The sequence below is a fragment of the Gracilimonas sp. genome, assembly GCF_014762685.1.
Lineage (GTDB): Bacteria > Bacteroidota > Rhodothermia > Balneolales > Balneolaceae > Gracilimonas.
The window spans coordinates 1093954-1116917 of sequence record NZ_JABURM010000005.1 but is presented as its reverse complement, the minus strand read 5'-3'; the positions used below and the strand labels follow the sequence as shown (position 1 = coordinate 1116917).

Here is a 22964-nt window from a genome sequence, read left to right as displayed (position 1 = left end):
CAAGCTGAATAATCACTCACAAATCTAAATTAAAGCAGACACATTGAATTACTCCAAAGAGCTTAAAGTTGCAAAACAGGCGGCTAAAGAAGCATCTCAAATTATTCGAAAGTATGCAGATAAAGCTTCATTTGATATAAAACTCAAAGGAAAAAACGATTTGGTTACGGATGCAGATATAGCATCTGAACAGAAGATCATCGAAATACTGACGGGCGAATTCCCCGAAGATCAAATTTTGGCTGAGGAGTCAAATCAAAAATCATCTCTTCCAAGCGAGCGAATTTGGATTATTGATCCCATTGACGGTACAACTAATTTTGCTCACACATTTCCGGCTTATTGTATTTCTATCGCACTCTGGGAAAACAAAGAACCAAAAGTGGCATTGGTTCTGGAAGTGGCCCATCAGGAATTATTTACTGCTGTAGAAGATGAAGGTGCATATCTGAATAATGAACGAATTCAAATTTCTGAGAATGATAACCCGGGGTCGTCTTTAATCGGAACCGGATTTCCCTATAAAGATTTGGATTTAGTGGATAATTATCTGAAGCTATTCAAAAGGATGATGGAAAAAACGCACGGGGTTCGTCGCCCGGGAACTGCTGCCTGGGATTTATGTAATGTTGCATGTGGTCGTTTTGAAGGCTTTTATGAATATGGCCTGAGCGTTTGGGATGTAGCTGCAGGGGCACTCATTATAAAGGAAGCAGGCGGAGTGATAAGTGACTGGAAAGGAGGAGATAACTGGCTATTCGGACAACGTATTATTGCAGGGAATAAGTCAATTCATGCTTTTTTGATGGAGCAAATCAATGAGAGTTTTGAGGAAAAAGAATTAACTAATTAAAGCCGATTATTAAATTAGGCCGGAAGTCTGAAAAGAAGTATCTCCGCGGCCTTTGAATATTGAATCAACCTACTTGTTGCGTGAGGGAACTTCCAGAACTGAATCATAGGGTACCGGGATACCAGGAATTGGAGCCCTGTAAAGTATTATACCCAGGTGTAAATACATTTGGGCTATTTGCTGAAAAAAGGAAAATATTCTTTTTTGAACTATATAAGATCACATAAAATTGATGTAATTTGGCTTTGAACGAATAGCCTGACCTCATGGTAATTAACATAAGAAGATCAGTAGTAGGTGATCTTGAATTTTTGCTCGATCTTGAGCAAAAAGCTTTTCCCTTATATCAACAAAGCTCGCGACGTACGCTTTCTTTAAGTCTTAAAAGTACGTTTCAGCAGGTTTGGATTGCGGAAATTAATATTGATGGCAAGCTGACTGTAGTTGGGTGCCTCATTTTATACATCTATAAACATACAGTTCGGATATTTTCAATTGTAGTTGATCCCGAATTCCAGGGAAAAGGAATTGGTAATGAATTGCTGAATAAAGCTCGGGAAATAGCCAATGAGAAGAAAGCCGAACGCATTTCTCTTGAAGTAAGTATTGATAACAGGGAGTTGATTTCCTGGTATAAAAAAGCTGGGTTTGAATCTACTGAAATGATGAAGGATTATTATGAAGAGGGAAGGGATGGTTTAAGAATGATACTGGAGTTGCCTAAATCTGCAAATAAAACCCGAATTTCCAATGTTATTGTAGTTGATAATCCGAAAGACTGGAACTTGGTTGTACAAAATGTTGAGGTGGTTTCATCTAAGGATTACACTTCCAATACAGGCTTATTTTCCGAGCGGGCACTCCGGGTTTTTAATTTGTGCAATTCATACCGTTATCAAAGTATGGGGTACTATGTATCATTGCTGGCTTCAGCAAGGGAGCACCGGGCGATTCCTAATGTAACAACCATTCGCGATTTTAAAGATGTCGGGGTAATTCGTTCTATTGCTGAGGATATTGATGAAGTAATCCAAAAAAGTTTGCAGCGGTGTGAGAATGGAAGTAAAGTGCTGAATATCTATTTTGGTCAGGCTGCAGATCCTGCTTTTAAGTTATTGGGGCAGAAGCTATACCAGATGTTTGAGGCTCCTATATTTCAGGTGCATTTCGTAAAGACAGATCGTTGGGATATAAAACGAATTGCTCCCCTGAGTTTGAATAAAATTGAACCTTCCGATCTTGATTTGGTAAAGGATTTTGCTAAGGGATATTTCGAAGCCAAGCGGTTTAAAAAAACTAAACTAAAAAATTATATTTATCACTTGGCTATTTTGGTAAATCCGGAAGAAGAAAACCCACCTTCCAATAAAAAAGCGCTGAATAAATTTGAAGCAGCAGCGGATGACGTGGATATCTATACCGAATACATTACCAAGGACGATTATAACCGGCTTTCCGAGTTTGACGCACTTTTTATTCGGGAAACGACCAATGTAAATAACTACACCTATCACTTTTCGAGGAAAGCTTATGCTGAAGGATTAGCGGTAATTGATGACCCTTGGTCTATACTGCGTTGTTCTAATAAAATTTACCTTCACGAACGCCTAAAAGTAAATAATATCCTTACTCCCGAAACCATGGTCTTTGTAAAGGGAATGGGAAGTGTCAAAAATTCAATGAATTTAAAATTTCCCTTAATTCTCAAACAACCTGACAGTGCTTTTTCAGTTGGAGTTACGAAGGTGAATGATATTGGTGAGATGAACGAATCACTGGAGAGACTATTTAAGATATCTGACCTGATAATCGGACAGGAATTTTTGCCATCTGATTATGACTGGAGGGTGGGAGTTCTTGATAATCAGCCGCTTTTTGTATGTAAATATTTTATGGCCAAAGGACACTGGCAAATTTACAATTGGAAAGGCCCTAAAAATGATCAGTCCGGAGATTCTGCTACTCTGTCTTTTGATCAGGTGCCTCCAAAAGTTTTAAAAACGGCTACTAAAGCAGCTTCATTAATGGGAGATGGGCTTTATGGGGTAGATTTAAAAATGTTGGGTGATAAAGTTTATGTAATTGAGGTGAATGATAATCCTAATATTGATGCCGGTGTTGAGGATAAAATAATGGGGAAAGAGCTCTATAAGAAAATAATTCAGTCGTTTATTACCCGGATTGAAATGTCCAGGAATATTGAGCGGTTTGTCAGTATTGAGCCGGATTAACGTCTGAATAAACGGTTAAACTTTATTTAAGCCTTCTTCCAGGTCGGCAATAAGGTCTTCAACGTTTTCTATGCCCGTAGAATAACGAATCAGGCTTTCTGATATACCTAAATGTTTTCGCTGGGCTTCTGTCAGTTCTACATGGCTGGTAGTCCTTGGGGGGCCGGCTAACGTACTTACAGACCCAAGACTGGCCGCCAGATGAACGAATTTCATATTATGTAGCAAACTTTTGACTGATTCATAGCCGCCATTAAGTTCAAAACTCAGAATACCTCCAAAACCGGACATCTGTTTTTTAGCAATATCATGCCCGTTATGGCTTTCCAATCCCGGGTAAAAAACTTTTTCTACTTTCGGATGTTCGTTTAAGTATCGGGCTATTTTCAAGGCACTTTCGTTTTGTCTTTGAACCCTCAACTCCAAGGTTTTCATGCCGCGAATCACCATGTAAGCAGCATCAGGATGAAGACTTGCGCCATTTATTTCCCTGTATCCGTAAATTTTTCTCACTAGTTCTTTCTTCCCGCAAACAAGTCCGCACATGGTATCGGAGTGACCACCTAAAAATTTTGTAGCACTGTGAATAACCAAATCAACCCCGAGAGAAATTGGGTTTTGATTGATGGGAGAGGCAAACGTATTATCTGAGACAACAACAGCACCTGTTTTTTTGGCTGCTTTTGCTATTCTTTGTAAATCAAGAATTTTCAAGGTAGGATTGGTAGGGCTTTCCAGATATACAAGCTTACAGCCTTTTTCAATTTCTCGCTCCAGTTGCTCATGATCTTCCGTTTCACACAATTCAACTTGGATATTGAATTTCGGGAGATGCTCTAAGAATAACTTACTGGTGCCTCCATAAGAGTCTTTAATGGAAACAACCCGGTCGCCCGGTTTAAGTAAGGAAAAAAGGGTGTTGCTGATGGCCGCCATTCCGGTGGAGAAAGCGATAGCATCTTCAGCTCCTTCAAGTACACAAATTTTCTCTTCTAAAACCTGAACGGTAGGATTCGTGTTTCTGCTGTAAATATGACCTTTTTGCTTCCCCTGGGCTACTTCGTACCAATCATCCAGATCGCCATAGGCAAATGTAACTGTATTGAAGATAGGGACAGTAGAACTGCCTTGGTGAACCTTTTTGGTTTCCCCTGCCCAAATGGAAGTGGTTCCCTTTTTGTGTTTTGAAAAATCCATAGAAGTAATATTAATTTCATTTAGCTTGGCTAATCCTTGAAAGCCTCCTGTATTATGAGGATTTGCCAAAATGAACAAACAAAAATCAATATCAAAATTGAGGCAGCTGGTTATTTTTAGACTTTTGAGCACCTGTCATTAAGCAAACGATAGCCAAAACACCTAAAATAAGAGTATTGAAAATAACGGGATGATAACAAACTCCATTATTCATGGGGGGCAATTTTTACGATCAGTAGGGCCGTTTAAGTTACGGGAAAATAAAAAGCGAGAAATTGGAACAAATATTGAATTGAGAGTTAAAACTTGGTGAGAGAATAGCGCCAATCACCATTTCATCTACAAAATATGAAAACGATACAAAGTGTTGCAGTTTTAGCGATTTTCACTATAGTTGCTTCAATACTGATACTATCAGGTTGCACCAATAACATTGAAGTTGGGCAGGAAATAGAAGTTGAGCTTTTTGAATCAAAAACTGAATTACCTTCCAAAATACGGTTATTTTTTAAAGTAGACCTTCCTGAAGACCTCCAATCGGCTGTCCTGGAACCTTCAGATTTTGAAATCTATGAGGATGGTTCCCGTATTTCTACCCTTGAGTCCCAGGCAAAAATACAGCGGGAACGCGGGGATTTTTTATACTCATCTATACTGCTTTTAGATTTAAGTGGAAGCATATTAAACAATGCAGATTTGCCTAAGCTAAAAGAGGCTGCAACTACCTTCATTGACCGAACTATGCCGGCTGCTCAGGAAAACCTCTATGGAACCCGGGAGATGGCTGTGTATTGGTTTGATGGTGAACAGGAAATACATCCCCTGGTTTTCTTTACCAAAAATGCAGATACCCTGAAGAAAGGGATTTTGTCTATAGATGAAAATATAAGCACTGATGTCTCAACGAACTTAAATGGGGCGGTGATTCAAGGTTTGAATATTATGAGCTCCCGGCTGGAAGAAATCAGACTTAATGAAGATATCTCCACTGCGGGTTCTATGGTTATATTTACGGATGGCACAGATCAGGCCGGACGTGTCAGCACTGCAGAAGCTCTTGATGCTGTCAAGTATACGGGCAATGATCAAGCTGTATTTACCATTGGTTTGGGTGGAGAAATTGATGAAGAAGTGTTGCAGAGTTTTGGGAAGAATGGATTTGAACTCGCGGAAGATTCTCTTCAGCTAAATGAAACTTTCCTTGCAATAGCAGAAAGGCTGGAAAGTGAATCCAATTCATACTATGTCTTGGAATATTGTTCCCCAAAACGTTCAGGAGAACATGAACTTGAGTTACGGGCACTTTACGAAGACAGAATGGGGAGTTTTAAAACCGATTTTTCCGCGGAGGGATTTACCGGTGGTTGTTCGATAGACTGAAAACCGTATTCGTTAATTCAGCAATTTGATATAGGTTCCTGGTAAAATGAATTAACGTTTCGGATTACTTTCAAAAAACACATTCATATTTCTAAGCGGCGCGGGAGACAGGTAATACTTGAAGGGTTCTCCGAATTCAAATCCTGATAAGTGGCCGAAATACCGGGCACGTGCTTCTAATTGTTTGAAATAGTTAGCTGAAGAAATATAAGTTTCTGGTTCATTCCCGGGATCACTCACATTGAATTGAGTGGTGTAGGCTAGCATGGATTTCTTTTTTGTTTCCCAATGATCAGAAATATCAAACACAAAATCCGTATCAATGGGACGATCTTGCATATAATGTAGTATGTGAGCGGGCCTAAATGCTTCCTGAGCTTTGCCATCTTCACTTTTTGTGTCCAGTTTCTTCAATCCTGAATAATACAGAGCGTCTAAAACCAAGCTGGTGCCTTTGGCATGATCCGGATGCCGGTCGAAGGGAGCGCCTAACAAACAAATATGGGGCTGGGTGGCCCTGACTTGCTCTATAATTTTCAATTGATTTTGTCGGGTGTTTGGAATGAGTGAATCACCTAAATTCAGATTCTTACGATAAGAGATCCCTAATATTTCAGAAGCTTTTTCTACTTCTTTGGCACGGGTTTTTTCTGTTCCCCGGGTTCCCATCTCACCTTTGGTTAAGTCAATAATGCCTACTTTTTTTCCTTGAGAAGTAAGGGCAGCTATAGTTCCGCCACAATTTAGTTCAGCATCATCCGGATGGGAAGCAAAAACGAGGACGTCTAATTTCATAGATTTTATTTTTTTCTCGAAAGTAAGAAATAATTGTGGCATCAATAAAGGTGAAAAGAAGTTTAATTTATTTCACTTCCGGTGCAACGAAATCCTGCTGTTATCGTACGGGCATAAACTGATCACTCAAAAAATATCATGAGAATATTAAATAGCTTTACAGAAGGCTTTAAAATTGCCCTCAGCGCTCTCAAAACAAATAAAATCCGATCCATACTTACAGCGCTTTGTATCATCATAGGGATTACCATGGTGACAATCGTTGATTCTGTTACTACCGGAATGGACATCACCTTTGAAAAAAGCATGTCGATGATGGGACGGAATGTGGTTTATGTAGAGAAGTGGCCTTGGGGAATGGGCGGTGAATACAAGTGGTGGGAGTATCGCAACCGTAAAGAGATGGATTTGGAATATGTGGACCAGATCAGGGATTACAGCAGGTATGCGTCTAATGTTACCGGTGCAGCTAATAGAGGTACAACCATTCGCTATCAGGAGAAAAGTGCCGAAGATGTAGGGCTTTCAGGAACCACTGCCAATTATCTGGAGATACAGGGATTGAACATAGCTGACGGGCGAATGTTTGTTCAGGAAGAAGTGAGGTCAGGTGCTAAAGTAGTGGTGATCGGTAATACAATAAGGGAATCGTTATTTGAACTGGAAAATCCACTGGGAAAGAAGATCAGAATTGGAGGACAAAAATTCACGGTGATAGGTGTCTTGGTGAAGCAAGGAAAATTCATGGGGCTTGAAGATGCCGATAACCGAATCATTATTCCTATCTCCGCATACGGACAGATCTATGGTTTGCGATATGGTCTTCAAATAGGAGTACAATTTCCTGATCAAGCTACTCTCAGAGAAGGTGAATATGAACTTGAAGGTATTATGAGGAGAATCCGTCAACTTGATGCTACAGAAGACAATGACTTTGCCATGAACAAGCCGGAAGCTTTCAAGCAGCAACTTGAAGGAATGAAGGCCGGTATATATGCGGTGGGTTTTATTCTCAGCGGACTGTCTTTACTGATAGGTGGTATTGGGGTAATGAATATTATGTTTGTATCGGTTAGGGAGCGTACAAAGGAGATTGGGATCAGAAAAGCAGTTGGTGCAAAATCGTGGGAGATCATGACTCAATTTTTGCTCGAAGCCATTGCAATTTGTCTGTTGGGTGGGGTAATAGGAGTTGTGCTGGCTGGCGGGCTGACCATATTGATCAACCAGGCTTTTGTGGCGGTTATGAATGTGAGCGTTGTGTTGCTCGGCTTTACTATATGTACCATAGTCGGGGTGGTTTTTGGCTTTATCCCAGCCTACCGGGCTGCAAAATCAGATCCGATTGAATCATTAAGGTTTGAATAATAATTATGAGAATTAAAGAAACTACCATACAAGCCTACGATTCTTTGAAAGCTAATAAGCTGCGTTCTTTTCTGACGCTTTTGGCATTGGTCATTGGGGTGTTTTCAGTCATTGTATCTACAACGGCAGTAGCTGTTCTGGATAATTTTTTTCAAAACACCATGAGTATTATGGGAGCAGATGTGATTAGTGTTTCCAGAACTCCATCCGTGCAAATGGGGTCTTTAAGTGATGATGTCCGAAATAGAAAGAATATAGATTTCAAAACAGCAGAAGAACTGAAGGAACAGATGCGAATAGGCCGGGGAATGAGCCCGGATGAGACGTTCGGAATAGCCAAGATCTCATTTGAAGATCAAGAAACGGAGCCAAATGTTCGAATTAGCGGAAGCAATGAAAATTACCTCAATAATAATTCCTATGAATTGGAAGACGGACGTAATTTCACCGGGGATGATGTTCAATATGGGCGTAATGTTGCTATTTTGGGCAAGGATGTTCAGAATGTACTGTTCAAAAATCAGTATCCGATCGGGAAGCAAATACGATTTGGGGGGAAACCATATACTGTGATAGGTATTTTAGAACCAAAGGGTCAGATCTTTGGGCAGTCTTTTGATAATTTCGTATTGATACCTTACACCACAGCGCTTAATGTGTATGGCGGGAATCGAAATATCAATATTCAGGTTCAGGCACCTGAGATCGACTTTATAAGTGAAACCGTGGAGGAGATCACGGGGATATTGCGGGTGATCCGTAAAGTAAATCCCGGCGAGAATAATGATTTTGAGATATCAACCAACGAAACCCTTTCAGGAACCTTTGATACCTTTACTACAGCTCTTTACCTGGGTGGTTTTGCAATTGGATTTATTACCTTGCTTGGGGCAGGAATTGGTGTCATGAATATCATGTTAGTTTCGGTTTCGGAACGTACCCGTGAGATAGGCATTAGAAAGGCAGTTGGAGCAACCCGAAAAGCAATCGTAAGTCAGTTTTTAATGGAGGCAGTTTTTATTTGTCAAATAGGAGGCGTCATAGGTATGATATTAGGTATCGGAGTTGGAAATCTGATGGCATTATGGATTGAGACAGAAGCTGTGATTCCTTTGTGGTCAGTAATCGGAGGCTTTTTAGGAATGTTAATTGTAGGATTAGTATTTGGTGTATATCCTGCTTATAAAGCGTCCAAGCTTGATCCTATAGATAGTTTACGCTACGAATAACTTTTTGCAATGGATGATTTAAGCATCCGTTGCAATTTGTTATATTAAATAAAAAACACAGGGCTATATGAACGAAGAAATTATCCAAAACCTAAATGAACGACTGGACAGAGCTATTGAAAAAGGCCGTGAAATCCTTGAAGATGAAGAACTGCATATTCGATTAGAAGAATTAAGAGAACAAACAGAATCATCCATCCGGAAACATCCGATAAAATCGGTGGCAATTGGGTTGGCTGTTGGATTTATAGCAGCTAAAATTTTCACATCAGAAGACTGAGGATTCTTATGGATGATTTAGGGAATCGTATTAAACATATTACCCACGAGCTTAAAGAATATATAGAAACCAAGCTTGAACTTACGCTTTTAAATATCAGTGATGAGGTTACATATTTACTTGGTAAATCTGTACAAAACCTAATTGGTTATACTATTCTTGCAATTGGATTGGTATTTGGAATGACAGCCTTGGCTATTTATTTAGGGGAAGTTTTAGATGAAAGATGGGCGGGATACGCTATCGTTTCTTCTCCTTTTATAATTATTGGGTTGATATTCGTGATTTTTAAACCAGCATCAATTGCACGAAAAATACAAGATCAAATTTTAGCGGAATTGCTTAACTCATTCACTAAGGATGAGGATAATATAAAAGAGCTTCCATCCAAAGAAACTTCTAATAAATCACTAGATTGAAATGGCTGATGTAAAATTATCGAACTTGGAAAAGAAAAAGCAAGAATTGGAAGACGAACTGATTCGTATTCAAGGGGGTATCGATAAATCCATAGATGAGGTTAAAGAAGAGGTTTCTTCCAATATGGATCCCAAGAACTTAATTAAAAAATATCCACTGTCTATAGTGGGAGCTTCGATTGTAGCCGGGTTTTTATTAGGGAGAGAGCGAAAGAATTATAGAAGAACATCATCAAAGAGGTATAGTTCAGATAGTGTTCCCGATTCAGGAATCACAAAAGAACTAAAACGGATGCTTGCTAAAAAAGGGCTCAGCCTTTTAATGGATTACCTGGACGATAAAGTCACCTCGATGAAAGAAAAAAATAAGGGTTCCGAAGACTGAGCTTTGCAATTATCTGTTATTTGCCTGTAAAAAGAGATAAAGATCTAAAACAGAGCAACTTTTATGCAACTATTTGCGTCCACTATCGTGTACGAAACCTGTCAATACAAAAAACGAATTTTAATCATGAAAAGATTTATATCATCAATCCTGTTTTTTGCTCTTCTATCAGTTACAAGTAATTTACTTGCACAGGAAAAGCGAACCATTACTCTGCAAGAAGCGATAGAAATAGCACTTGAAAATAACTACCAGCTAAAGCAGGCCAAGAATAATCTTGAATTGGCTGACTACAATATTCGCAGTGAGTATGCCGATTTTCTTCCTTCTGTAAATGCAAATTTCAGTGGATCAAGACGAACAGGGCAGCAGTTTATTTCAGATCGTTTCAGTGAAGGATTAGATCCTTTTGTTGATATAACATCTCAATCAATTTCGGGTAATGTGAGTGCCAGTATTCCTCTATTTAACGGGTTTGAAAATATACATTCACTTCGGGCAAGTGAGCAGTCAAAGCTATCGGAAGAAGAAAGTCTACAACGAGCAAAAGAACAAGTAATCTTTAATACCGCATCCAATTATTTGGGCGTGTTACTTGATATGGAGTTGCTTGAGATACGCAAAGAAAATTTAGAAAACTCAAGAAAACAACTTGAACAAGTTGAAGCACAGGTAGAAGTTGGTTCAAGACCAACTGTAGATTTATATAATCAGGAAGCTCAGGTGGCTAATGAAGAATTATTACTGACGCAGCAGGAAAACGCGTTAAAGTTTAGCAAGATATTGCTCATTCGTCAGCTTCAAATTGACCCTCTCGGGGAGTATGAATTCACCGTTCCTGAAATTGAATCGAATATTAGTGCAGAAGCTGTGGAAAGCTATTCTTTAAGCGAGTTAATTGATCAGGCTTTGCTTAATCGTTCTGACTTGAAGAGCTCTATCGCGAATATTCGTACTCTTGAATATCAGCTTAGAATGACTAAAAATAATTTACTTCCTTCTGTTTCAGCAAGTGCAGGTTTGTCAACTTCATACAGTGATCAATACTCGGTGTTAGGAGAAAATGTAACTTTCAGTGATCAGTTTTTTGACCAGCGAATTAACCGGTCTATAGGCTTTTCAGTAAGCATTCCAATTTTTCAAAATTGGAACCGGATGTATAATATCCAGTCATCTCAGGTACAGTTGAAAAATGCAGAGTTAAATCTTGATAATTCAAGACTGCAGGTTATTCAGGAAGTGACTCAAGCTTATAATGATTACACTTCATATGTAAAGCAACTGGAAGCTTCAGAAAAATCCCGTCGTGCCAGTGAGCGGGCGTTTGAAACTCAGCAAGAACGCTATAATGTTGGTTCAAGCACATTGATTGAGTTAAGCCAAGCCCAGGCGAGCTATGTAGAAGCACAATCAAATTATACCCAGGCGATGTATAACCTTGTATTTCAAGAAAAACTTCTGGATTACTACCTGGGTAAACTGAGCGGTGAAAATGTTGAGTTTTAATAACAACCTTTTTAACAAGGATAGTTAAATGTCAAAACGAAAATCTTCTTCTAAGAAAACCCTGTTTTGGGTAGTTGGGGTTTTAGGGTTCATAGTACTTTTGGGGCTAACGCTACGGGTAACAGGTGTAATAGGAAATTCTGACACCGGTAAAGAAGTTGAAACAGCTACCGCTAAGCTTAAGACCATAACTCAGTTAGTATCTGCTTCCGGAAAGGTACAACCGGAAATTGAAGTTGTCATTCGTCCTGATGTATCAGGAGAAATTATAGAACTAGCCGTAAAAGAAGGTGATTTTGTACGACAGGGTGACTTACTGGTACGTATTAAACCTGATATTTATCAGGCCCAAATTGATAATTTAAATGCTGCGTTGTTAACACAAAAAGCGCGTTTAGAACAGACTCGTGCAGCTTTGATTCGAGCAGAAGCTGCTTACCAGCGAGACAATACCTTATATGAGAAAGACTTGATTTCTGAAATGGAGTACATTCAGTCCAAATCGGAATTTGATTCCCAAAAAGCAAGTCTCAAAGCGGCTGAGTATCAAATACAAAGTGCCCAGGCTCAATTACGCCAGGCACAGGAAGAGCTTGAGCAAACGGTGATACGAGCTCCTCAAAATGGTACAGTTACGGGCTTAACTGTTGAAGAAGGTGAAAGAGTGCTGGGTAATGCACAAATGGCCGGTACGGAGATGATGCGGGTATCATTGCTGGATCGAATGGAAGTACTTGTAGAGGTTAATGAAAATGATATTGTTAATGTAGACTATGCGGATACTTCAAGAATTGAAGTGGATGCGTATCCGGAACGGAAATTTAACGGAGTAGTTACAGAGATTGCTAATTCTGCCCAAATAACAGGAAGTGGCACCAATGAGCAAGTAACCAACTATCAGGTAAAGGTTAGAATTATTACCCCACACAATATAGACAGCAGCCCCGAACAGATGGTCCGCAATGAAGCCTCAGAAGGACCGGAAGAAAGCTTTGTTCCAAATTTCAGACCTGGGATGTCTGCTACCATTGATATAGAAACACAAACAGCCGTAAATGTGGTTTCAGTGCCAATACAAGCGGTTACAGTTCGAGATTTTGCTAAAGATCAAACTTCTGAAAATGGGGAAACAGAGGATTCAGCGGAAATTATGCTTGCCAACAGCCAGGATGATGACTTGATTATCAGGGAAGAAGATATGCGCAAAGTTGTTTTTGTGATAGAGGATGGAAAAGCAATTCGAAAAGAAGTGGAAACTGGAATCAGTGACAATTCACACATCCAAATTCTGTCGGGATTGGAAGCAGGGGAGGAAGTAGTAATTGGCAGTTATCGAACACTTTCTAACCTTTTGAATGACGGTGATAAAGTCACTGTAAATAATAAAGTTTCTACATTTAACTAATTGAATTTATGTCTGAACAACCGGTTATACAGATCACAAATTTAACCAAAGTATACCAAATGGGGCAAACAGAAGTACACGCTCTTGCAGGGGTAAGCTTTGATATAAAAGAAAATGAATACATTGCCATTATGGGGCCATCCGGTTCCGGTAAGTCTACCCTGATGAATATGATTGGCTGCCTGGATACCCCAACATCCGGAGAATATGTCCTTAATAACAACAAAGTAAGCCAAATGGATGATGCAGAACTGGCTGAAGTTCGTAACCGGGAAATCGGTTTCGTGTTTCAGACTTTTAACTTGTTGCCAAGAACATCATGCCTGGGAAATGCTGAACTTCCGTTGATTTATGCAGGAATGAAATCGGCAGAACGCAAAAAACGAGCAACTGAAGTATTAACAAAAGTTGGGCTTGGGGATCGGGTAGACCACAAGCCAAATGAGCTTTCAGGCGGTCAGCGCCAGCGTGTAGCCATTGCGCGGGCATTAGTGAATAATCCCTCTATTTTACTTGCCGATGAGCCTACGGGTAACCTGGATACCAAAACAGGGGAAGAGATTATGTTATTGTTCGAAGAGCTTTATCAACAGGGTAATACCATAATTGTGGTAACTCACGAGCAGGAAATTGCCGATCATGCACGGCGTATCATTCGACTGAGAGATGGACTGATTGAAACCGATGATATAGTGGATTCTCCGGTTTTAGCTAACCATAAGATTGATAATTAGAATAATCAGTAAAAAATTTGATATAAAAAAGGCACTCGTTGAGTGCCTTTTTTATATATGAATGTTATTTGTGCAGCTTATCTAAAGCTAATACCAATACCGGCATTTGCGGTAAAATAGTTTGCTAAGGTAGCTTCACCGTAAATGGCCAGGATTCCCAGACGAAGTCTAAAGCCGGCAAGTGCATGCGCGGAACTTTTACTGTCCAAAGAGAAAGAAATTGGATCAGATACTACAATGTAGTCGTCTCCCGGGGTTATTGGATTATAAGAAGATACAGGGTAATCTCCGTTTACACTTAGATCAAAAGTAGCTTTTTGGTATCCCAGCCCACCATAAACACTGATTAACGGTAGAGATTTACCAACCAATGCATTAAAAACAAATGTCTCAGTTGTGGTGACAACTTTTTGTGAGTCAAAATCCGGATTAGGATTAGAAGTAAGGGTAGGATCATTTGGATCTCTGGTACCTGTTTCCTGAAGATCTAAACCTGCATCAACACCAATTCGGTTATATCCAAGCATCAAAGAAATATCTACAGGTAACAATTTACTGCCTGGCAACCATTGGGAAATCTCGTGTTTTACCGCTCCTCCAATTATGCTGAAGCTGCCGAAATCACCAATTTCTGTTTCAGGAAAATAACGCAGTGTAAGATCGGTTTTCTTTACCAGTCCGATGCTTGCCTGCACCACAGGAGCAGGTACAAATGAAAATCCGGTTCCTCCCGGCATGTTAAACTCACCGAGCTTCTGGGGATTGTTGGAATTGGGGTCGTCATAAATTTCCAATAAAGGTCCGCTTCCTTTGGAGCCGGAAATAGTAGAGGTAACCGGATCTTCTCCGGCTGCAACTACAATTTTATCCAGACCAAGAGAAGATATATCAAATGATTGATCTGATCCGGGTACTACTGCAATTGAGGGACGTATTTGAAGACTAAAGCCCAAAGTTTTTTTAGGTGCTGCACTTTCAGTCCAACCTGCGTTGAGTCCGGTTCCAAATCCTGTTGGAAATGGCTTAAGATATTCTTTGGTTAAAATGGTGGCATCATCAGCACCAGCTTGTAGAAAAGCTCCAATGTCATTTAATTGGGCATGAGTTGTACCGACTGTAGTGATCCCCAGGATGAGTAGGGCACATAGGTATTTTATTATTTTTTGGTAACCGTTAAACATTTGTACTCCTTGAAATTTGTTAAATGTTGCTTGCTAATATCTGCATTATTTAGGAGAGACGGTATACCCTTTTTTGAGTATCTTAATATTTGTTTTTACAGTGAATCAAGCATATTTAGATACGATTGATACCTGCTGGCAGCAATTTCACCTTTTTCAAAAGCATCTGCCACTCCACATTTAGGTTCGTGAGCGTGTGTACAATTGCTGAATTGACAATTTTCTCTCGGCTCCAACATTTCAGGAAAAAAAAGGGAGAGTTCCCAAGGTTCGATATTTACAAGACCAAATTCACGAATTCCGGGTGTGTCAGCTATATACCCCCCGAAACTAAGTGGTATCAACCGGGCAAAAGTCGTGGTGTGCTTTCCTTTACTTGAAAAATCAGAAACTTCATTCACTTTTAAATTGTAGGAAGGATCAATAGCGTTGATTAAACTGGTTTTTCCAACTCCCGAAGGCCCGATAAAAGCAGATGTTTTATCTTTGAGTAATGCCCGGACTGATTTAAGTGATAATTCATCTTCAATACTGGTCAGTAAGCATTTATAACCCAATTCAGTATATAGCTCTTTGAGTTCTTCGGCCAAAGCTTTTCCTCCGCTTTTGGCTAAATCCATTTTATTGATAATGATTACAGGATTAACTTCATAGGCTTCACAAGTCACTAAAAAACGATCTATAAAACCTTCCTTCAACCTGGGTTGTTTGATGGATTGTACTACACAGGCTTGGTCCAGATTGGAAACCAGTATTTGTTCACCTCTCTTTCCATGGGTAGCCTGACGGGTTATATAGTTTTCCCGTTTATGGATCTTCTCAATGTTCCCGGAACCATCATCATTTAGGTTGAAATCTACCCAATCACCCACAGCAAGGGGGTTGGTCACTTCCTTCTCTTCAAGCCTGAAACGGCCGGGTAATCGAGACTCAACAATTTTATCTCCGGTATCCACAAGATACCAGCTGCCGGTTGATTGTATAACACGTCCTTTTTTCATGCGTCAAAAATAAGGAAGGATAGGGGATTAACAAGGAGATAAATTTGGTTTATAAAAAGGGAGGTATTTTTATAAAAAACTATATCCCAAGAAAGTCCTTTGTAATAGAAGACTCAATATATTTTTTCATTGAGTGTTCCGCCCACCTTTCCTGTGCTCTGTTCGCAATGTATGCAAGAGATTTTGTGCCTTCAGTGCTACTCTCAGCAATCATATGGTCTAAATACTGCATGTCTTTTCGGCAGTATTCGTATAATTTTTGTGTGGATATTGAAACACGGCTTCCGCCTTCCAACTCGGAAGCAATATTAAGTGCAGCAGACTTTGCCATGATTTCAGAAGTAGAGCGGGTGCGAGGGACATCTAGTCCAATGGTCGTTTCATTAAGCTGTGGTATCGAGACTGCACCTCCTGCCGCATATACATTTGGAAATTGTGGGTGATAAAATTCCTCTGTTACTTTAATTAACCCAAATTCGTCAGCCAGTTTACGTGTAGTTCTTACAGCATCAACACCAATAAACTGTGGAATAATCATAGTAAAATCAGTTTCTAAATGAGTTCCGTCTTCCAATATCACTTCATGTGGTTTTACCAGATGTACTTCTGAATTTACGTGTGCATTAATTTGTAAATTCCGGATAAATTTTTCTACATCTTCCGGTTTGCTTCCAAACCCTCCAATTCCGAAATGGCTTAAATAAGGTTCCGGGGTAATGAAATGAAGCGGGATTTTTCCTAACAGCTTATTCTTATCCAGTTGATATACGGTATTGAAAAGAAACTCATAAGCAGCAAAAAAATAACCGGCCCATTGAGCGGCTCCAATAACTATTGGCCCGGGATTTTTAAGAAAAGCTTTCCAGGCACTTCTTGTTTTAATAGCATTTTCAAGATCGCTTATAGACCAGGAATTTTCACCCGGATAGAGGCCCTTTATGCTTTCATACCGGGGGCGTGAACCGGTAGCAATAATTAGATAGTCGTAGTGAATCTCCTGGTCATGGAGATAGATAAGCTGGTCGCTAAGATCAAACCCATAAATATTTTCCTGAATAAATCTAATGCCAAGGTCCTTATAAATAGGGCGGGCATCAAAAGAAATATTATCTACGCTTTTATCTCCAAATGGATACCACACAAAAGAAGGTAAAAATATGAACTCGGGCTTTCTGTCAATTACAATAATTTCATGTTTACCGGAAAGAAGTTTTGCTAAAGTAATGGCTGCACTATACCCTGCAAAGCTGGACCCGACTATTACTATTCTTTTTTTCATACGTCCTCTTTTCAGTCCGGGATGATTACATTATTTATATAATAACTATTTGAAGATATTATGAAGTATGGGCTCAGTAGGAAGTTTTCATCATTGCTTCATATTGTAATGGTATGCTCTGATGGGGTTCACCTAAAATGGAGACAGTATGGCAAAGAAAGTAACCTATAAAGGAACGATTGGCATTTTAACCGGCGGAGGTGATGTGCCGGGGCTTAACCCTGCAATACGGGGAGTTACCATTCGTGCAATTCGCGAGGGATATAGAGTAATTGGTTTCAGGCGGGGTTGGGCAGGGCTTATCGACATTGTAAGAGATAAAAAATACGATAACAGTAATAATTTTAGAGAACTTTCAGAAGATATTGTAAACAAAGCGGGCAGAACGGGTGGCACTTTTTTGCATACGTCCAGAACCCGTCCCAGTCATGTAAAAAAAAGCCAGATCCCGGATTTTTTAAAAGATAAATACAGTGAAGAAATAAATGATTTAACACCTGAGGTATTAAAAAACCTGGAGTGGATAGGCGTTGATTACCTGATCCCCATAGGAGGTGATGATACGCTGAGTTATGGAGTTCATTTGTACAGTAAAGGGGTTAAAATAATCGCCATCCCCAAAACCATGGATAATGATGTACCAGGTACCGATTATTGTATCGGTTTCAGCACGTGTGTTACCCGGACTATTCAGCATGCAAATAGCTTGAGGACGTCAGCAGGATCACATGAGCGTTTCCTGGTAATGGAAGTATTTGGAAGATATGCAGGATTCACAGCAATGCTGCCAACCATGGCCGGAGCTGCAAACAGATGTGTAATTCCTGAACATGAATTTGAAATTGAGCATCTTGCAGAATTAATGAGTTACGACCGCAATTTGAACCCAAGTAATTATTCAATGTTATTGGTTTCGGAAGGTGCCATGTTTAGTGGAGGAGAAATGATATTTCAGGATGCTACCACAGATGCTTACGGCCACAAAAAACTAGGAGGCATAGGAGATTTGATTTCTGAAGAATTAAAACGACTATCTCCCAAATTCAACAAAGGAAAAGTGGTAAATATTATTAATCAAAAACTGGGATACCTGGTGCGGGGGGGAGATCCTGATGCTATTGACTCCATTGTACCTATGGCTTATGGAAACCTTGCCCTGGATTTGATCCTGGAAAAAATTCATGGGAGGCTTGTAGTGCTGAAAAACGGCCGCTATGATAATGTCCCGGTTGATATAGTTATCAGTAAGAAGAAGGTAGTTAATGTAAACCGTCACTATAATACTGAGCGGCTAAGGCCTTTTTATAAGAGTTTCGAAATGCAGCCTTTATTTATCATGACCAGTGAGCATTGATAGTTAGATCGTTGAATAATGGGAAAGAAATGTGGGTATTGGGGTCGGCTCAAAGGTATGCCTAGATTTACCAAAGGTGTAAAAAAAGCTATTCTTTTATAAGAATAGCTTTTCCCATGCTCTAACTTCTTTTGCAGAATCCGGAGATTTATTTATGAATCCTTCTTTTCGCTAATAATCTCCGCATCCTCAGAAGGCATCTTTCCATTATTACCACTGACAGCAGCTTTATGGGCATCACTGACTTGAAAGAATTCGAAGGGATCTTGCACCGGCTTGTCTTCCAGGATAATATCAAGCAAGGGTTCCATGCGTTCAAGATATTGAACCTCTAGGTCGCCGATAACATCTTTCTCTATTTCAGCTACATCTTTTTCATTCTTTTTAGGAAGCAGAACTTGTTTAATTCCTGCCCGCTTCGCCGCTAATACCTTTTCTTTAATTCCGCCTACAGGCAGAACTAAACCTCGAAGGGTGATTTCACCGGTCAATGCTATGGTTCCCTTAACTTTTCGTTGAGTGAAGATAGAAGCTATAGCGGACATCAGCGATACACCGGCAGAGGGTCCGTCTTTGGGTACTGCACCTGCGGGAACGTGCACATGCAAATCCCAGTATTTAAAGGCTTCTTCAGGAATTCCCACTTTATCCGAATGAGCTTTCAAGTAAGAAATTGCAAGCATGGCCGACTCTTTCATTACATCACCCAGTTGCCCGGTAATATTTAATTTACCTGATCCTTTGGAAACACTTGCTTCAATAAACAGGATGTCACCTCCGTAAGGTGTCCAGGCCAAACCGGTAGCTACGCCGGGTACTGTTGTTCGTTCTGCAGCATCACTAAAGAATTTACGTTTACCGAGATATTCTTCAATATCCTCACCATCTACATCGAAATTCTCGATTTCATCAGACGCAATTTTTGCTGCTACCCCGCGACATACACCGGCTATTTGTCGTTCTAAGTTACGAACACCGGATTCTCTAGTGTATTGATCAATAATACGTTCAATAGCGTCATCGGTAAAAGAAATTTGGTCTTTCTTCAAACCGTTTTCTTCAACTTGTTTAGGAATCAGGTACTTTTTGGCAATCTGAGTTTTCTCTTCAAGGGTATATCCACTGATATTGATAATTTCCATACGATCCTTAAGCGGAGCGGGAATGGTATCCAGGGAATTGGCAGTAGCTATAAACATAACCTTAGAGAGATCATATTCCAGCTCCAAATAATTATCAGTGAATGTATTGTTTTGCTCAGGGTCAAGAACTTCAAGCAGGGCAGAGGTAGGGTCTCCGCGATAATCGGCTCCCACTTTATCAATTTCATCCAGCATGATTACCGGGTTTCCTTTTCCGGCTTTTTTCATGGATCGAATAATTCTTCCGGGTAAAGCACCTATATATGTCCTGCGGTGTCCGCGAACCTCGGCTTCATCTCGAATACCACCTAAGCTGAAACGCTCAAATTCACGATTTAAAGCCCGAGCAATAGATTTACCCAAAGAGGTCTTACCAACACCGGGAGGGCCATAGAAGCAAAGAATAGGAGCCTTCATGTCTTTCTTTAGCTTCAGTACGGCCAGGTATTCTACAATTCTCTTTTTAACTTTCTCCAGGCCGTAGTGATCTTCATCGAGAACTTTTCGGGCATACTTCAGATCCAGCTTATCTTCAGAAAATTCTTCCCAGGGAAGATCTAAAATCCATTCTACATAACTGTAGATAATGCCATAATTTGGAGAGGCATTTGGCGTCATTTCCAGCCTTTGTAATTCTTTCTGAACAGTTTCCTTGGCCTCTTCCGGTAGTTTTTTCTTCGCCAGACGTTCCCGGAGTTTTTCTATATCCTGTTGTTCAGCGTCTTCGCCCAATTCTTCTTGTATAGCTTTCATTTGTTGGCGAAGGTAAAACTCACGTTGCTGGTCGTCGATATCCGACTTTACCTTGGTTCGGATTTTTTCACTCATATCCAGTACCTGGACTTCTTTTTCCAGGAATTCCATCACTTTATCCAAATTCTCTGAGAACTTGCGAATCTCCAGCAGCGATTGTTTATCGGAAACGGAAACATTCAGGTTGGAAGAAATGAAATTCAGTAAAAATGTAGGGCTGTTTATGTTGTTAACAGCGATTGAGGCTTCCGAAGGAATGTTTGGAGACATATTGATAATCTTGCTAGCAGTCTCTTTGATGTTTCGTACTGAAGCATCAAGTTCCAATCCTTCAATATCCATTTCTTTAGGATATGCTTCCACATCCGCCTTAAAATAGGGATCACTTTGAGTAAAATCTTTTACTTTAAAGTTTGATTTACCCTGAATTACAATGCTTTTACTTCCGTCCGGCATCTTAATGAGCTTCAGAATTTGTGCAACCGTCCCAATAGTGTGGAGGTCTTTGTATTCTGGCTCTTCTATGTCTTCGTTTTTTTGCGTTACCACACCTATAATTTTGTCTCCTTCATAGGCTTCTTTAACCAAGGCAAGAGAGCGGTCACGACCAACGGTAATGGGTACGACAACTCCCGGAAATAAAACGGTATTCTTTAAAGGTAAAATAGGGAGTGAGTCAGGGATTTCGGCTTCGGTAAGTTTTTTCTCTTCCTCTTCCGACATTAAGGGAATAGCTTGTTCAAAGTCATCGAAGTTATCGTCTGACTGATCTAAATCTTGAAATAAATCAAAGCGTTGTCTCATAGAATAAAATAGTCTGCAAAATTTTTTGTTTTATTTAATAAAGGCAAATACGAAGCCATTTCATTCATCTTATACAAACCGTCATAATCACCCGCTGCCTGTCAGTAAAGTAGGGCAAAGTGTCAGGCTTTAAAAGTGAAATTGAAGAGTTGCCGCTGCCGCCCCGGTAATCGCAGGTTCTTCAATAAATGAAGTCGGGGTAAAGATAGCGGCTAAAGATAAATCCCATTTCTTGGTTTCAACAGCAGTTCCAAAGCTTATAAAATCAGGTCGTTGTGCCTCGAACTGAATTCCTCCCCTTAATGGAAGAAATGTAAAAGGACGCAGTTCCATTCCAAAAGAAGAAACCAGCTTAGTTGAATTGAATGCATTATTGGTAAGCCCTATACTGACATCTCCCATTAATTTAAGCCGGTTGATTTCAAGTAATGCTCCTCCATGTAAGGACATGGGTAAAAGCGTGGCAAAAGCAGTTCTGTCTGTCAAGGTTCCTGTAAATGGATTATCTTCTCCGAAGCGTTCAATGAAATCCGTATATTGACCTCGTGCCCCGATAAAAGCATTATCTGCAGTTGTACCGGGAAGTTGTGCTCCTATGGTTGTATCTGCGGGGAGGGAGAAAGAGGCAATATCATTATCATAAGAAACAAAGCCAATATCTGTCATAGCAAATGAAAGCCTGAGGGAGCGTTTAGTAAGTTGCTGATTACGCCTCACGGCAGACAAATCACTTCCTAATGTGATGAGATAGGTGACTCCAATGTCTAATCCGGCACCTATTCCATTAATATTAAAAGAGTTATTTGAAAAATACGTAGCGTTGGCTTCAGCCACGGAAGTTCCATTCATATAGGCAGAGGTAGCTGCTCCAAATTGCCCCGAAGCATTATAAGTGAAGCTTTGTGTACGATTTATTGAGCCTCCATCATCTTGTTGCTCATAGATATTATTCCATTCCGCATTTTGATAACCGGTTCCCACCACTAGTTTTGGAGCAATACCTATTATAAAATTATCCAACCGGGAAGTGAGTCCGGTCAAAAAACGGAATGATTCTGCATATCCGAATGAAACTTCATGCAGACTTTGATAACGGTGAATAAGAGACCGTTCTAATATGAGTTCATCATTTAGAGATCTTTTAAAAGAATCAGAATACCATCCTTGTCCCACTCTGAAATTGGATGAAGTTCGGGTTCGAAAAGCAATAGAAAATGCCCGGTTATTTCGAATCCATTTCATGCCTAAAAGTGTGGCATCATAACGTAATCGATTATCAGACAGGGTCGTCTTCCCCGGGAAATTATCGTCAATAATATCGTTTCTTTCTGATGCTGTAATTACTGTGTTATCGGGATTATAAACTTTAAGATAGTCCTTAGCATTTTTAAACTGAGATCCCAACCCGGAATAGTTTTGAATGCCATCCAGGTAAATACCCGTAATCCCCGCTCCAACTGAAAACCTGCCTTCACGGTCCTGAATCATCAGGTTGGCAGGATTATAAAAGTTGGCATTATAATCGGTAATGTAAGTACTCCCCCCGCCACCAAGTGCTAAATTTCTTGGTGTAAATACCGGCTGAGCAAAACTGATCGCCGGATAAGTACATAGTAAAAGCAGTATAAAAATAAACTGCCGCATGTAAATGTCCTTCTTAGCCTTATG

At 39.9% G+C, this 22964-nt stretch carries 19 protein-coding genes; 12 read left to right on the top strand and 7 right to left on the bottom strand.

Annotated features, from left to right (window positions below):
- Positions 1-43 precede the first annotated feature (43 nt).
- Both HUJ22_RS05070 and HUJ22_RS05065 read left to right on the top strand, forming a co-directional pair.
- Positions 44-853, top strand: coding sequence for an inositol monophosphatase family protein (locus HUJ22_RS05070; protein ID WP_290874835.1), 810 nt, complete (start codon positions 44-46; stop codon positions 851-853).
- Positions 854-1119: 266 nt separating this feature from the next.
- Positions 1120-3084, top strand: coding sequence for a GNAT family N-acetyltransferase (locus HUJ22_RS05065; protein WP_290874832.1), 1965 nt, complete (start codon positions 1120-1122; stop codon positions 3082-3084).
- Positions 3085-3099: 15 nt separating this feature from the next.
- On the opposite strand, the gene HUJ22_RS05060 is transcribed toward HUJ22_RS05065, so the two are convergent.
- Positions 3100-4281: a cystathionine gamma-synthase family protein gene (locus tag HUJ22_RS05060; protein WP_290874830.1), complete on the bottom strand. Its 1182-nt coding sequence runs from the start codon at positions 4279-4281 to the stop codon at positions 3100-3102.
- A 348-nt stretch (positions 4282-4629) separates the two neighbouring features.
- Between HUJ22_RS05060 and HUJ22_RS05055 the strand changes: the two genes are divergently transcribed.
- The gene (locus HUJ22_RS05055) at positions 4630-5661 is read left to right on the top strand and encodes a VWA domain-containing protein (protein ID WP_290874828.1); all 1032 of its coding nucleotides are present in this window, start codon (positions 4630-4632) and stop codon (positions 5659-5661) included.
- 51 nt (positions 5662-5712) lie between these two features.
- Here HUJ22_RS05055 and bshB1 read toward each other — a convergent pair whose 3' ends face one another.
- Complete coding sequence (bshB1, locus tag HUJ22_RS05050; RefSeq protein ID WP_290874826.1) at positions 5713-6456, bottom strand: bacillithiol biosynthesis deacetylase BshB1; 744 nt, start codon at positions 6454-6456, stop codon at positions 5713-5715.
- A gap of 138 nt (positions 6457-6594) precedes the next feature.
- On the opposite strand from bshB1, the gene HUJ22_RS05045 reads away from it, so the two are divergent.
- The 8 genes from HUJ22_RS05045 (at position 6595) to HUJ22_RS05010 (ending at position 13782) form a co-directional block, all read left to right on the top strand.
- Positions 6595-7824, top strand: a complete 1230-nt coding sequence (locus HUJ22_RS05045) for an ABC transporter permease (protein WP_290874823.1) — start codon at positions 6595-6597, stop codon at positions 7822-7824.
- A gap of 5 nt (positions 7825-7829) precedes the next feature.
- Positions 7830-9053: an ABC transporter permease gene (locus tag HUJ22_RS05040; protein ID WP_290874820.1), complete on the top strand. Its 1224-nt coding sequence runs from the start codon at positions 7830-7832 to the stop codon at positions 9051-9053.
- Between the two features lie 67 nt (positions 9054-9120).
- On the top strand, positions 9121-9333 hold the full coding sequence (locus tag HUJ22_RS05035; RefSeq protein ID WP_290874818.1) for a hypothetical protein: 213 nt from the start codon (positions 9121-9123) through the stop codon (positions 9331-9333).
- An 8-nt stretch (positions 9334-9341) separates the two neighbouring features.
- On the top strand, positions 9342-9752 hold the full coding sequence (locus HUJ22_RS05030) for a phage holin family protein (protein WP_290874816.1): 411 nt from the start codon (positions 9342-9344) through the stop codon (positions 9750-9752).
- Between the two features lies 1 nt (position 9753).
- Entirely contained in the window at positions 9754-10137 is a 384-nt protein-coding gene (locus tag HUJ22_RS05025; RefSeq protein WP_290874813.1) for a hypothetical protein, read from the top strand.
- Positions 10138-10263: 126 nt separating this feature from the next.
- Positions 10264-11643 (top strand): TolC family protein, encoded by a 1380-nt coding sequence (locus tag HUJ22_RS05020; RefSeq protein ID WP_290874810.1) that lies wholly within the window; start codon positions 10264-10266, stop codon positions 11641-11643.
- Between the two features lie 28 nt (positions 11644-11671).
- Positions 11672-13048, top strand: coding sequence for an efflux RND transporter periplasmic adaptor subunit (locus HUJ22_RS05015; protein ID WP_290874808.1), 1377 nt, complete (start codon positions 11672-11674; stop codon positions 13046-13048).
- 8 nt (positions 13049-13056) lie between these two features.
- A complete protein-coding gene (locus HUJ22_RS05010; RefSeq protein ID WP_290874805.1) occupies positions 13057-13782 on the top strand; it encodes an ABC transporter ATP-binding protein in 726 nt (241 codons plus the stop codon).
- Positions 13783-13859: 77 nt separating this feature from the next.
- Here HUJ22_RS05010 and HUJ22_RS05005 read toward each other — a convergent pair whose 3' ends face one another.
- From HUJ22_RS05005 to HUJ22_RS04995, 3 genes are all read right to left on the bottom strand, one after another.
- Entirely contained in the window at positions 13860-14963 is a 1104-nt protein-coding gene (locus tag HUJ22_RS05005) for a DUF6588 family protein (protein WP_290874802.1), read from the bottom strand.
- A gap of 95 nt (positions 14964-15058) precedes the next feature.
- The gene (gene rsgA / locus HUJ22_RS05000) at positions 15059-15964 is read right to left on the bottom strand and encodes a ribosome small subunit-dependent GTPase A (protein ID WP_290874799.1); all 906 of its coding nucleotides are present in this window, start codon (positions 15962-15964) and stop codon (positions 15059-15061) included.
- 79 nt (positions 15965-16043) lie between these two features.
- The gene (locus tag HUJ22_RS04995) at positions 16044-17243 is read right to left on the bottom strand and encodes an FAD/NAD(P)-binding oxidoreductase (protein WP_290874796.1); all 1200 of its coding nucleotides are present in this window, start codon (positions 17241-17243) and stop codon (positions 16044-16046) included.
- 148 nt (positions 17244-17391) lie between these two features.
- Here HUJ22_RS04995 and HUJ22_RS04990 point away from each other — a divergent pair, with 148 nt between their 5' ends.
- Positions 17392-18597, top strand: a complete 1206-nt coding sequence (locus tag HUJ22_RS04990; RefSeq protein WP_290874793.1) for a 6-phosphofructokinase — start codon at positions 17392-17394, stop codon at positions 18595-18597.
- A 152-nt stretch (positions 18598-18749) separates the two neighbouring features.
- Here HUJ22_RS04990 and lon read toward each other — a convergent pair whose 3' ends face one another.
- Positions 18750-21296, bottom strand: a complete 2547-nt coding sequence (gene lon, locus HUJ22_RS04985; RefSeq protein WP_290874790.1) for an endopeptidase La — start codon at positions 21294-21296, stop codon at positions 18750-18752.
- Positions 21297-21425: 129 nt separating this feature from the next.
- The gene (locus tag HUJ22_RS04980; protein ID WP_290874787.1) at positions 21426-22940 is read right to left on the bottom strand and encodes a DUF5723 family protein; all 1515 of its coding nucleotides are present in this window, start codon (positions 22938-22940) and stop codon (positions 21426-21428) included.
- Between the last annotated feature and the right edge of the window lie 24 nt (positions 22941-22964).

Coding starts and splice junctions, on each gene's coding strand:
- HUJ22_RS05065 (WP_290874832.1), top strand. CDS start 1,120: ATGGTAATTAACATAAGAAGATCAGTAGTAGGTGATCTTGAATTTTTG.
- HUJ22_RS05060 (WP_290874830.1), bottom strand. CDS start 4,281: ATGGATTTTTCAAAACACAAAAAGGGAACCACTTCCATTTGGGCAGGG.
- HUJ22_RS05055 (WP_290874828.1), top strand. CDS start 4,630: ATGAAAACGATACAAAGTGTTGCAGTTTTAGCGATTTTCACTATAGTT.
- bshB1 (WP_290874826.1), bottom strand. CDS start 6,456: ATGAAATTAGACGTCCTCGTTTTTGCTTCCCATCCGGATGATGCTGAA.
- HUJ22_RS05045 (WP_290874823.1), top strand. CDS start 6,595: ATGAGAATATTAAATAGCTTTACAGAAGGCTTTAAAATTGCCCTCAGC.
- HUJ22_RS05040 (WP_290874820.1), top strand. CDS start 7,830: ATGAGAATTAAAGAAACTACCATACAAGCCTACGATTCTTTGAAAGCT.
- HUJ22_RS05035 (WP_290874818.1), top strand. CDS start 9,121: ATGAACGAAGAAATTATCCAAAACCTAAATGAACGACTGGACAGAGCT.
- HUJ22_RS05030 (WP_290874816.1), top strand. CDS start 9,342: ATGGATGATTTAGGGAATCGTATTAAACATATTACCCACGAGCTTAAA.
- HUJ22_RS05025 (WP_290874813.1), top strand. CDS start 9,754: ATGGCTGATGTAAAATTATCGAACTTGGAAAAGAAAAAGCAAGAATTG.
- HUJ22_RS05020 (WP_290874810.1), top strand. CDS start 10,264: ATGAAAAGATTTATATCATCAATCCTGTTTTTTGCTCTTCTATCAGTT.
- HUJ22_RS05015 (WP_290874808.1), top strand. CDS start 11,672: ATGTCAAAACGAAAATCTTCTTCTAAGAAAACCCTGTTTTGGGTAGTT.
- HUJ22_RS05010 (WP_290874805.1), top strand. CDS start 13,057: ATGTCTGAACAACCGGTTATACAGATCACAAATTTAACCAAAGTATAC.
- HUJ22_RS05005 (WP_290874802.1), bottom strand. CDS start 14,963: ATGTTTAACGGTTACCAAAAAATAATAAAATACCTATGTGCCCTACTC.
- rsgA (WP_290874799.1), bottom strand. CDS start 15,964: ATGAAAAAAGGACGTGTTATACAATCAACCGGCAGCTGGTATCTTGTG.
- HUJ22_RS04995 (WP_290874796.1), bottom strand. CDS start 17,243: ATGAAAAAAAGAATAGTAATAGTCGGGTCCAGCTTTGCAGGGTATAGT.
- HUJ22_RS04990 (WP_290874793.1), top strand. CDS start 17,392: ATGGCAAAGAAAGTAACCTATAAAGGAACGATTGGCATTTTAACCGGC.
- lon (WP_290874790.1), bottom strand. CDS start 21,296: ATGAGACAACGCTTTGATTTATTTCAAGATTTAGATCAGTCAGACGAT.
- HUJ22_RS04980 (WP_290874787.1), bottom strand. CDS start 22,940: ATGCGGCAGTTTATTTTTATACTGCTTTTACTATGTACTTATCCGGCG.